The following is an 11,518-nucleotide window of genomic DNA, read 5'->3' on the forward strand; positions in this document are numbered from 1 at the left end:
CTACCAGATCCGCACGCGCTGCTTCGGATCGAGGTACAGCTTCTCGCCCGGCGCCGGCTTGAACGCGTCGTACCAGGGATCGAGGTTGCGCACGGTCTGCGCGCGGTAGGGACCGGGCGAGTGACCGTCGCCGATCACCTGCTGGCGCAGGGCCGCGTCGCGCGTCTTGCTGCGCCACGACTGCGCGAACGCGAGGAAGAAACGCTGGTCGCCGGTCAGGCCGTCGATCACCGGCGCGGGCTTGCCGCCCAGGCTTTCCTTGTAGGCTGCGTGCGCGATCGCGAGGCCCGACACGTCGGCGATGTTCTCGCCCAGGGTCTGCTGTCCGTTGATGTGCAGGCCCGGCAGGGGCTCGTACTGGTTGTACTGCGCGACGAGCTTCTGGCCGGCTTCCTTGAAGTGCTTCTCGTCTTCCGGCGTCCACCAGTTCGCGAGGCGCCCCTGGGCGTCGAACTCGGCGCCCGTGTTGTCGAAGCTGTGGCTGATCTCGTGGCCGATGACGGCACCGATCGAGCCATAGTTCGCGGCCGGGTCGGCCTTCGGATCGAAGAACGGCGCTTCGAGGATCGCCGCCGGGAAGTTGAGGGCGTTCTGCAACGGCAGGTTCACGGCGTTGACGGTCTGCGGCGTCATCCACCATTCGTTGCGATCGACGGGCTTGCCCAGCTTCGCGACCTGGTGGCGGTACTCGGCGAGCTCGGCGCGCTCGTGGTTGCCGAGCGCGTCGTCCGGCTTGATGACGACCTTCGAGTAGTCGCGCCAGGTGTCCGGGTAGCCGACGCCGACCTTGATGGTCGCGATCTTCGCCTTCGCCTTCTGCTTGGTGGCGGCCGACATCCATTCGATCGTGTCGACGCGCTGGTCGAAGGCCTTCAGGATGTTGGCGACCATGTCCTGCACTTCCTTGCGCGACGACGCCGGGAAGTACTGCTTCACGTAGATCTGCCCGACGGCGTCGCCGAGGTCGACGTTCGTGCGGCTCACGCCGCGCTTCCAGCGGTCGCGCTGTTTCGGCGTGCCCGTGAGGGTCTTGCCGTAGAACCCGAACGAGAGCTCGTCGTACGCCCTCGGCAGCAGTCCGGATGCGTTCTCGTTGATCGCATGGAAGCGCAGCCACGCCTTCCAGGTGTCGAGCGGTTCGCTGGCGACGAGCGCGGCGAACTTCGTCACGGTGGCCGGCTGCCAGACGATGAAGGTCGGCTGGTCGTCGAGCCCCGCGGCTTTGAAGTAGGCGTTCCAGTCGAGACCGGGCGCCCTGGTCGCGAAGCTGGTGCGCGGCCACGGATTGTTCGCCTTGTGGATGTCCTCGCTCTCGACGATCGACAGCTGGGCCTGCGCGATCTTCGTCTCCAGCGCGAGGACGGCCTTCGCCTTGCCCGCGGCGTCGGGCGTGCCGGCCTGGGTCAGGATCGCCTGGACGTAGGCGGCGTATTTCTCGCGTGTCTCGACCATGTCCTTGTCGGTCTTCAGGTAGTAATCGCGGTTCGGCATGCCGAGGCGGCCCTGCAGCAGGTAGGGCACGTTCTTCGACGGGTCTTCGAGGCCCTGCGCCACGAACAGCCCCAGCAGGTGCTCGGTATCGAGGTTGGTCGCGTTGATCGGATCGACATCGGCGCGCAGCTGCGCGCCCAGCGCCGTGGCCAGGGCCGTCTTGTCCTTGATGCCGTCGATGGCGGCCAGCGCCGGTTCCAGCGGCTTCAGCCCGGCTTTCTCGATGCCCGCCTCGTCCATGTACGCCTTGTAGTAGTCCGCGATCAGGCGCTGCTCGCTTCCCGCCGCCGGGTTGCCCTCGCCGGCGGCCTTGATCAGTTCGGCGTTGCGCTTCTCGGCCTTCTGGAACACCTCGAGGAACACGCCCGTGCTGGCACGGTCGGCGGGAATCTGCGCCGTCTTCTCCCAGGCCCCGTTGGCGTAACCGTTGAAGTCGTCGCCCGGCTTCACCGCCCGGTCGATGCCCTTCAGGTCGATGCCGGAGGGCGCGTCGGCCGCGAGGGCGGCCGTGGAGGCGAGGCCGCAGGCGATCGAGGCGGCGAGGAGCCGGTGGATGGTGGCCATGGACGAATCCCTAGGTGGTTGGGGAGCCCACGATAGACCTCCCCTCCGCACTTTTGTCCATGACCGATGGACTAGGCCCGGTTCCGTCCGTTCCACGAAAGCGGCCGGGGGGATGTGCCCTAATGGTCTTCCGGTGCCGCAACGGCGCCGGGAGGGCGGGCCGCGGGTCGCCCGGGTCCGCCTATCCATCATTGGCAGAAGATCTTTAGGGAGATCTATATGAACGCACGTTTCGAACTGACCGGCTCGCAGACCGACATCGCCAGCTATCCGATCTGGGCACAGGACATGGTGTCTTCCTGTGCGGATGCGCGGCGGGGTATCGTGGAGCATGAGATGTGGGACGCCATGCGCGCCGCCACGCTCGACCCGCAGACCACCCGTAACTTCATGGTCGGCGTCTGGCCCGTCATCGAGCGCTTTCCGGGGTACATGTCGCACAGCCTCCTGAAGACCCGTTACGGCCGCAGTGCCGGCGACGACCTCGCCCGGCGCTGGCTCGTCCGCAACATCCGGGTGGAGCAGAACCATGCGGAGTACTGGCTGAACTGGGCGGAGAGCGCGGGGGTGTCCCGCGAGGAGGTGCTGTCGGCCGAGCCGCCGAAGGGCACCCAGGCCCTGGCCGACTGGTGCGAGGAGGTGAGCCGCAACGATTCGCTGGCCGCGGGCATCGCCGCGACGAACTACGCGGTGGAGGGGGCGACCGGCGATTGGTCCCAGTTGATCTATGAAAGCAAGACGTACGCGGAAAGTTTGCCGATTTCCGGCCGCAAAGCCGGCCTTCGCTGGCTTCAGCTTCACGCCGCGTATGACGATACCCATCCGTGGGAAGCACTGGAGATCGTCTGCACGCTGATGGGGACCAACCCCCCGGCCGACCAGATCGAGCACATCAAGGAATGCGTCCGGCGCAGCTACGTCAGCATGAGCATCACGCTGGATCGCTGCATGGACGGGGCCGGGACGGTCCGCAAGTGGAACGAGGCGGCCGCGTAACTCGCAAGTTGGACGCCTTCTGGCGCACTATCACGTCCGTTTGATCGATCAATGAGGGTTCGATGCGGTTCGAAGCCAGTCATCATCAACTCCTGACCAGGCGCCTCCGGCCCCTGGCATGGGCGTTGGTGGCTGTCGTCGGGCTCGTGCTGGCCCTGACGTGGGTGGCGGTCCAGACCCAGGTGACTCTCGCCGGTTTCCTCAACGGCGAGAGTCTCTGGTCGAAAGCGCAGAAACAGGCGGTCATCGACCTGGACGAATATGCCGGTCATGGCCGCCCCTCCGACCTGGCGGGGTTCCGCCGGAACTACGCGGTCCTCGTGGCCGATCGCTGGGCCCGCGACGCGATCGCCAGCGGCGACTTCTCGCATGCCGAGGTCGAGGAGGCCTTCGCCAGGGGCGGGGTGATCCGCGAGGCCATTCCGGGCATGGTCTTCATCTTCCAGTATTTCTCCGGGTTGCCGTACGTCCGCGAGGCCGTCACCGAGTGGCGCTCCGTCGACGGCAGCCTCCTGGCGCTCGACGCCACCGCGAACCGCCTCGAGCGCGCCTGGGGTACGGGCACGCCCTCCCCGGAGGCGATCGTGGCCGAGCGCGCGCGCATCGCGGCGCTGAACAACACGATCGAACCACGGGCGAAGGCGTTCTCGCTCTACATCGCCAACGGCGCCTCCTGGCTCGGGCGCGTCCTCTTCTTCACGGTGCTCGGGGTGGCGGCCCTCGCCTCGCTGCTCTGGCTGCGCCTCGCGCAGCGCATCCTGGCCGGCATCCGCGGCACGGAGGAGCGCTACAGCCTGCTGTTCGACAGCGCCGCCGACGCCATCTTCATGGTGGACCAGGAAAGCGGCCGGATCCTCGACGCCAACGATCGCGCCGCGACGTGGCTCGGATGCAACCGCGCCGATCTCATCGGCATCGAACTGTCCAGCCTGTTCGTGGAAGGATCGGCGCTGGCGGGCGAAGGGCACCTGCGGACGGCCGACGGCGGCCTGCGGCCGGTGGAAACGCACAGCAGCCTCGTCTCGTGGGGTTCGCGCGAGGTGTCGCAGGCGATCGTGCGCGACATCTCCGACCGCGTCGCCATGGAGCAGGAGCGCAAGATCGCCGCGGAAGCGCTGGCGAGCATCGCCGAGGGCGTGATCATCGCCGACGCCGATCGTCGCGTGACCACGGTCAACATGGCCCATACCAAGCTCACCGGATTCCCGCCGCACGCGCTTCGGCGCACGCGTTTCGACGCGACGCGCACGCTGCCCGACGGCCGACCGCTGCCGCAGACGCTGTGGGAGGACATCGCTCGCGGGGAGAACTGGCTGGGCGAGGTGGAGAGCCGCCGCGCCGACGGCAGCACCTATCCCGAACTGATGAGCATCAGCACCATCCGCGACCGCGAAGGGCGTCCGCAGCACTACGTCGCGGTGGTCTCGGACATCACGGCGCGCAAGGCCGATCGCCAGCGCCTGCAGCACCTCGCCACGCACGATCCGCTCACCGGCCTGGTCACGCGCTCCGAGTTCGAGCGCCGCTGCGCGGAGGCGATCACGCGCGCCGCGCACGAGCGCGGCGCGGTGGCCGTGCTGTTCGTCGACCTGGACGCCTTCAAGGTCGTCAACGACAGTTACAGCCACGCGATCGGCGACGCCCTGCTGATGCGCGTCGCGGAACGCATCCGCGCGCAGCTCGCGCCGCACGACGTCGCGGGCCGCATCGGTGGCGACGAATTCACGGTGCTGCTCGCCGACCTGCGTTCGCGCGAGGAAGCGCTGCTCGTGGCCGAGGCCATGCTCGCCGCGCTCTCGCGTCCGTTCGATCTGGGCGATTACGAGCTCTTCGTCAGCGCGAGCATCGGCATCGCCGGCTACCCGCTCGACGGCAACGACGCCGTCACGCTCATCGCCAACGCCGATGCCGCGATGTACGTGGCCAAGACCGAAGAGCGCAACGCGCTGCGCTTCTACACGCCGAAGATGCACGCGGACGCGCGCCGCCGCCTCAAGCTCGCCTCCGAGCTGCGCCAGGCGCTGGTCCGCAACGAGTTCCACCTCGTCTACCAGCCCAGCATCGAGATGAAGACGGGCCGCATCGTGGCGGTCGAGGCGCTGATCCGCTGGCGCCATCCGGATCGCGGCAACGTCGGCCCGGACGAGTTCATCCCCATCGCCGAGAGCCTCGGCCTGATCCGCCAGATCGACCAGTGGGTGCTCGAACACGCCTGCCGCCAGCTCGTCCGCTGGGACGAGGCGCGGCTCCCGCCGTTGCGCATGGCGGTCAACGTGTCCGCGGGATCGTTCGGTCACCCGGACTTCCTGCAGGGGATCAGTCAGGCGCTGCGTGCGACGGGCGTGCCACCGAGCCGTCTTCTCGTCGAACTGACCGAAAGCGCGATCCTGCGCCTTGGCGAAGACACCGAGCGCGCGATGCAGGCCCTGCACAATCTCGGCGTCGCCGTTGCCATCGACGATTTCGGCACCGGTTATTCGTCGCTGGCTTACCTGAAGCTGCCGGCCGTGGCGTACCTGAAGATCGACCGTTCGTTCGTCACCGGCCTGCCCACGAACGGCAACGACGTCGCGATCACCGAGGCGATGGTGGCCATCGCCCGCAGCCTCGACCTGCACACCATCGCCGAAGGCATCGAGACGGAAGGCCAGCACGAGTTCCTCGTGCGCGCAGGTTGCCAGGAAGGGCAGGGGTTCCTGTATTCCCGGCCGCTGCCGCCGGACGAGATCGAGCGCCTGCTGGCGCCGAAGGCCACGGGCGGCAAGCGCCTTTCGCTGGTGCCGCCCCGCCGGGCGTGAGGTCTGTCTGTAGGAGCGCACCTGGGCGCGATGGGTGCTTGCCGCGAGCACCCATCGCGCCCAGGTGCGCTCCTACAATACGCAAGCGGCATCTTCCGTCGACACTTGGCGTCCCCATATAGCGGTGATCGTTCCCGTGCAAGGATTTCCCGTGTCCACCCACGATGCCATCGTCTTCCTGTTCGACGTCGACAACACGCTGATCGACAACGACCGTTTCAGCGCCGATCTGGCGGCGCGCCTCGAGAGCGAGCTCGGAGAGGACGGGCGCGCACGCTACACGGCCATCGACAAGTCGATCCGCGCCGAGGTGGGTTACGCCGATTACCTCGGCGCCCTGCAGCGGCTGCGTGGCAAGGAAAGCAGTCCGGCCTACATGGCGCTGTCGTTCTTCCTGCTCGACTACCCGTTCGACGAGCGCCGCTTTCCTGGCGTGCCGGAGGCGATCGCGCACCTGCGCACCCTCGGTCGGCCAGTGATCATGTCCGACGGCGACACCGTCTTCCAGCCGCGCAAGATCCGCCGCGCGGGGTTGTGGGACCTTTTCCGCGAGGACGTGCTGATCTACGTGCACAAGGAAGAGATGCTCGACGACATGCGGCGCCGCTATCCCGCGGACCACTACGTGATGGTCGACGACAAGCCGCGCATCCTGGTGGCGCTGAAGAAGCTGCTCGGCGACAAGGTGACCACGGTGTTCGTGAAGCAGGGTCACTACGCGGCGGCCGCCGGCAAGGAACTCGAAGAGACCCCGCCGGACATCGTCGTCGACACCGTGGCGGAACTGGCGACCCTGACCCGCGAGGATTTCCTGGCGTCCGCCTGAGCGGCCCCATCGCCCATGCTCGTGGCGTAGGAGCGCGCCCTGCGCGCGACATGTTTTAAGGCTGTGAGCTCAGGCCCGGCGGCCCTCGCGAAACGATGTCGCGCGCAGGGCGCGCTCCTACGGAGCAGGATCGAGCCGAGCGATGCGCGTTCACGCCTCGAACGCGTTCGGAATCCATTCCACCCGGTCGCCCTCGAACGCCAGGACGTCGAACCGACAGGGGCGGCGCGCATCGTAGGGTCGCCCCGCCATCCATACGTGCGCCGCGCTGATCACGCGGCGTCGCTTCGCCGCGGTGACCGACGCCGCCGCGCCGCCGAAAGCCTGGCCGCGGCGATAGCGCACCTCGACGAACACCACCGTGTCGCCGTCCCGCATGACGAGGTCGATCTCGCCGTGACGGCAGTTGAAGTTGGTCTGCACGACGCGCAGGCCGCGGGCTTCGAGAAATCGCCGCGCCGCCGCTTCGAAACGGTCACCGGTGGCGCGGCGGGGTGGGATCTTCGTTGTCACGCGAACCTCGTTGCAGGCCCGCGCCGGCGAGGGATCAGCCGCCGCCGCTTTCCACGGTCGGGGCCGCGGCCGGCGCTTCGAGCTCGAGACTACCCGCGACCGGACGTGCGACGCCGTCGGCGAAGCGCGCCCAGATGAGTACGCGACGCACGCGTCCGAACTCGTCGGCGACCAGCTGGCCCGTGGCGCCCGGCAGGTAGCTGCCGGGATGGCCGCGCATCCAGTCGATGTACGGCACCAGCCCCCACGCATCCATGCCGAACGCGAACAGGCGCGCGGTGACGCCCTTGGTCGCCGGAATGGCGTTGCCGAGTTCCGCGCGGCGGGGCAGGCCCGGCTGCGCGTCGAACAGCCACGGCGCGTCGCAGAATTCCACGCCGTCGAGGTCGCGGTCGGCGGAGGGATCGTCGCCGCCGCCGTACACGTGCGACGTGGCGAACACCGGCAGCGTGTTCTTGGCCAGGCGCAGCTGCGGCAGGAGCAGGCGCGCCTGCTGGGGCTTCATGCTGATGAACACGCCGCTCGTCGCCGGATCCTCGCCGACCGGCTCCGAAAGCTGCGAAGCGAAATCGATGCTCGCCGAATCGAGCGTCACCTGACCTGCGAGCGTGCCGCCACGCGCCTGCCACTCGGCCTTGAAGGCGTTGCCGGCGCGGCGCGCGAAATCGTCCGTCGAGACGATGACGGTCGCCGTGCGGATGCCGCGGTCGGCCATGTGATCGGCGACCTGGGCACCCTCGGTCTCCGGCAGCATGCCGAACTCGTTCGCACCCGCCGGCGGCAGGTTGCGGTTGTCGTTCGGGTAATTGAGCGTGAGCATCGGCGCGGGCAGGGCGCCCTTGGCGAAGATGGCGGAGACGCCGTCGCGGTTGAGCGGGCCGACGACGAAGCGCGCGCCTTCCGCGACGGCCTTGTCGTACGCGGCGACCGCATGGGCCGCGTCGTTGCCGGAGTCGTACACCACCACCTCGGGGCGCGGCGCGTCGGTATGCGCCGCCTCGATGTAATTGGTGAAGAAGCCATCGCGGATCGCGGCGCCCGCGCCGGCGAGCGGACCCGACAGCGGCAGCAGCAGCGCGACCTTGGTCGGCACCTTGTAGCCTTCGCGCACGCCCTTATCGCCGCTGACGGTGCCGACCGCCTGGTCGAGCACGGCCGGCGAGCGGGTGATGCTGCCCAGCTGGGACTGCGCCTCGACCACCCACGGCTTCAGCGGATCGTTCGCCGCGAGAGCGGCGCCGCGGTCGGCGAGCGGCTGAGCGCCCAGGCCGGTGAGCAACGCGAGGATCTGCTTGCGGTTTTCCTCCCGGTCGATGCCGCGGAGCTGCCCGTCGAGCTCGACCCGGGTTTGCGCGGCGCTCCAGGGATCGCCGGCGGCGGCCTGCGATCGTGCGCGCAGTTCGGCGAGGCGCTGGTCGATCTGCGGCGACACGCGCGTCGCCGGCTTGCCCGTGAGGGAGAGCGCCGTCTTCGCGTCGTTGTTCTTCAGGGCGATCTCGGCGCGCAGGGCGTCGAGGCGCAGGGCATCCTCGCCTTCGAGGCGGGAGCGGCGCACGTCGGCGACGACCGGCGCGGCGCGGTCGAGCGCGCCTTCCTGCCGGTAGGACTCCGCGGCAAGCAGCTTGTAGTAGTCGCGGTGCGTGGCGTCCTGCGCGGCGAGCGCGAGGTACGCCTGCGCCGCCTGGTCGAACTGACCCTTGATGTAGAGCGTCTGCGCCGCTTGCGTCGCTTCGCCCGACGGCGCCGTGCCATGCTGGACGCCGCCCTGCGTCACGCAGCCGGCGAGGCCGGCGGAAAGCAGGATGCCGAGGGTGGTGGCACGGATCGATCGCATCGAAAGGATTCCTTGGCTGCGCGGTGACGCCCCTGGCGGCGCCGAAACGACAGGATCATAGCCCATCGGTTTGCGAGGCCGGCGTGGAGGCGGAAGCGGCCGCCCTGCGGCTCCTCGCGAAAAGATGTCGCGCGCAGGGCGCGCTCCTACGGTCCGTAGAGCGCCTTCCGCGGCGCGCCGGTGATCGCCGCGGCGAGCTTGGCGGCCTTGGCGGGTGGCAGTTCCTCCTTGAGGATGCCGAACACCCGCAGGCCCTCGGCGAGGCGCTCGTCCTCGCCGGCGTCGCGGCCGGCCACCATCACCACGAACTCGCCCTTCTGCTGGTTCGGATCGGCGGCCACCGCCGCCACCAGCGCCTCCAGCGTGCCGTCGAGCACGGTTTCGAACATCTTGGTCAGTTCACGCGCCACGACCGCTTCGCGCGAGGCGCCGAAGACGTCGCGCATGTCCTGCAGCGATTCGAGGATGCGATGCGAGGACTCGTAGACGATCAGCGTGCGCGATTCGCCGGCCAGTTCGGTCAGGCGCGAACGCCGTGCGCCGCCTTTCGCGGGCAGGAAGCCCTCGAACACGAACCGGTCGCTCGGCAGGCCCGCCACCGACAGGGCGGCGATCACCGCGCTGGGTCCCGGCACGGGACTCACCCGAAGGCCGGCCGCGCGCGCGGCGCGCACCAGCCGGAAACCCGGATCGCTGATCAGGGGCGTGCCCGCGTCCGAAACCAGCGCGACGTCGTCGCCGCCGCGCAGGCGCTCGACCAGGCCGTCGACGGCAGTGCGCTCGTTGTGGTCGTGCAGCGCGACCAGCGGCGTGTCGATGTTCAGGTGCTGGAGCAGAGGACGCGTATGTCGCGTGTCCTCCGCCGCGATCACCGCCACGCGCCGCAGCGTCTCGATCGCGCGCGCGCCGATGTCGTCGCGGTGACCGATCGGCGTGGCGACGACGTGCAGGGTGCCGGGGCGGGGCTGGGACATGAGGAGGTTCGTTGGGTGGGGCGGGAGGGGGATTGTAGGGTGCGGCTGGTGGGATGGGGCGGGAGTTGGGGGGTGGGGGGTGGGGGGTGGGGGTTGGGAATTGGGGGCGACAGAGCCGGCGGGCGCATGAGGGTGCTGGACATTCCGCGCCGGCCACGACGCCGACGGGCGGCTTCCGGTCCCCTCGGGCGTTCGCCGGGATCACGCCCCCCATTCCCATCCCCCATCTCCCACCCGTGCCGCGCCGCGCCCAGTTTCCCTTACGCCCGCGCACCGCGATCCCCCTCCCCCCGCTATACTCCCCCACGGAGTCGGCCAGACAGTCGCGAGACGCCGTGTGCGTTTCGAGGAAAGTCCGGGCTCCACAGGGCAGGGTGCCAGGTAACGCCTGGGCAGCGTGAGCTGACGGCCAGTGCAACAGAGAGCAGACCGCCGATGGCCCCGCGAGGGGATCAGGTAAGGGTGAAAGGGTGCGGTAAGAGCGCACCGCGTGCGGGGCTAACGTCGCACGGCACGGTAAACCCCACCCGGAGCAAGACCAAATAAGGGAACCATGACGCGGCCCGCGTCGTTCCCGGGTAGGTTGCTAGAGCCTGGCGGCGACGCCAGGCCGAGAAGAATGACTGTCACGTCGCAAGACGCACAGAACCCGGCTTATCGGCCGACTCCAACTTCTTCGCGGTATGTGGGAAGCGCTGGCGCGCGAATGGGTGCTTGCCTCGAGCGCCCATTCGGGCGCCAGCGCGCTTCACTCGTTTCTGCGGCGATTTCCCCCATCTTCCATGAACGTGAGTTCATCGGCCTGCGTGAATTGCCCTTCACCTGCCTCCCGAAAGCGCGAAGTCCATCGCAAAAAACCCCAACGATTCAATCACCTTGCGCCCGTTCCTCAGAAACGGCTGGAAATGGTGATGAACGTGAGCTTTCTCCTTGATTCACAAGAAAAAATTCCTTGACAGTCTCAGGGGGCGAGACTATCGTGGGCCCCAGTGTGAAATCGTGGGATTTGGTGGGGCAACCAACGAATATGTTCCAGGGCGAGACAGCCATCACGGTCGACGACAAGGGTCGTCTGACGATTCCGACTTCGTATCGGGATCAGGTGGCCGTCGCCTGCGCGAATCGTCTGGTCGTCACCTACAACCCCTTCGAGACCGGTTGCCTCTGGATCTTCCCGTACGCGGAGTGGGAGCAGGTGCGCGATCAGGTCAACGCGCTGCCCAGCGTGAAGGCCGTCCATCGCGCGTTGCAGATGAAGCTGGTGGGTGCCGCGGCGATCGTCGAACCCGACGGGGCGGCCCGCATCCTCCTTCCATCGAGTCAGCGCGCGGCGGCGGGCATAGAAAAAAAAGCGGTGCTGCTGGGCATGGGCAACAAGTTCGAGCTGTGGAGCGAACAGGCTCACCTCGCGAAGATCCGCCAGACGATCGGCGAGGACGAGATCAGCGACGACATGGCGGAACTACGGTTGTGACGAACTAATTCGAGGTTTTCGGTGGAACGGGAGTGGGATGTGGCGACG

At 68.3% G+C, this 11,518-nt stretch carries 8 protein-coding genes and 1 other RNA gene; 5 read left to right on the top strand and 4 right to left on the bottom strand.

Going from position 1 to position 11,518, the window contains the following annotated elements:
* Nucleotides 1-2,055: a M13 family metallopeptidase gene (locus BMY69_RS04200; RefSeq protein ID WP_090175481.1), complete on the bottom strand. Its 2,055-nt coding sequence runs from the start codon at nucleotides 2,053-2,055 to the stop codon at nucleotides 1-3.
* 219 nt (nucleotides 2,056-2,274) lie between these two features.
* On the opposite strand from BMY69_RS04200, the gene BMY69_RS04205 reads away from it, so the two are divergent.
* From BMY69_RS04205 to BMY69_RS04215, 3 genes are all read left to right on the top strand, one after another.
* Nucleotides 2,275-3,051: a TenA family transcriptional regulator gene (locus BMY69_RS04205; protein ID WP_090056513.1), complete on the top strand. Its 777-nt coding sequence runs from the start codon at nucleotides 2,275-2,277 to the stop codon at nucleotides 3,049-3,051.
* 128 nt (nucleotides 3,052-3,179) lie between these two features.
* Nucleotides 3,180-5,849, top strand: coding sequence for a putative bifunctional diguanylate cyclase/phosphodiesterase (locus BMY69_RS04210; protein WP_343124090.1), 2,670 nt, complete (start codon nucleotides 3,180-3,182; stop codon nucleotides 5,847-5,849).
* A 151-nt stretch (nucleotides 5,850-6,000) separates the two neighbouring features.
* The gene (locus BMY69_RS04215) at nucleotides 6,001-6,675 is read left to right on the top strand and encodes an HAD family hydrolase (RefSeq protein ID WP_090056517.1); all 675 of its coding nucleotides are present in this window, start codon (nucleotides 6,001-6,003) and stop codon (nucleotides 6,673-6,675) included.
* Nucleotides 6,676-6,825: 150 nt separating this feature from the next.
* Here the strand turns inward: BMY69_RS04215 and BMY69_RS04220 are convergent, their stop codons facing one another.
* The 3 genes from BMY69_RS04220 to rsmI form a co-directional block, all read right to left on the bottom strand.
* Nucleotides 6,826-7,188: a YraN family protein gene (locus tag BMY69_RS04220; RefSeq protein WP_255364450.1), complete on the bottom strand. Its 363-nt coding sequence runs from the start codon at nucleotides 7,186-7,188 to the stop codon at nucleotides 6,826-6,828.
* A gap of 34 nt (nucleotides 7,189-7,222) precedes the next feature.
* A complete protein-coding gene (locus BMY69_RS04225) occupies nucleotides 7,223-9,022 on the bottom strand; it encodes a penicillin-binding protein activator (protein ID WP_090175485.1) in 1,800 nt (599 codons plus the stop codon).
* A gap of 146 nt (nucleotides 9,023-9,168) precedes the next feature.
* Nucleotides 9,169-9,996: a 16S rRNA (cytidine(1402)-2'-O)-methyltransferase gene (gene rsmI / locus BMY69_RS04230; RefSeq protein ID WP_090175487.1), complete on the bottom strand. Its 828-nt coding sequence runs from the start codon at nucleotides 9,994-9,996 to the stop codon at nucleotides 9,169-9,171.
* Between the two features lie 307 nt (nucleotides 9,997-10,303).
* Here rsmI and rnpB point away from each other — a divergent pair.
* Nucleotides 10,304-10,669: RNase P RNA component class A (gene rnpB, locus BMY69_RS04235), an RNA gene on the top strand.
* A 354-nt stretch (nucleotides 10,670-11,023) separates the two neighbouring features.
* Nucleotides 11,024-11,470: a division/cell wall cluster transcriptional repressor MraZ gene (gene mraZ / locus BMY69_RS04240; protein ID WP_090056523.1), complete on the top strand. Its 447-nt coding sequence runs from the start codon at nucleotides 11,024-11,026 to the stop codon at nucleotides 11,468-11,470.
* The last annotated feature ends 48 nt before the right edge of the window (nucleotides 11,471-11,518 follow it).

Source organism: Luteibacter sp. UNC138MFCol5.1 (genome assembly GCF_900110505.1).
Taxonomy (GTDB): domain Bacteria; phylum Pseudomonadota; class Gammaproteobacteria; order Xanthomonadales; family Rhodanobacteraceae; genus Luteibacter.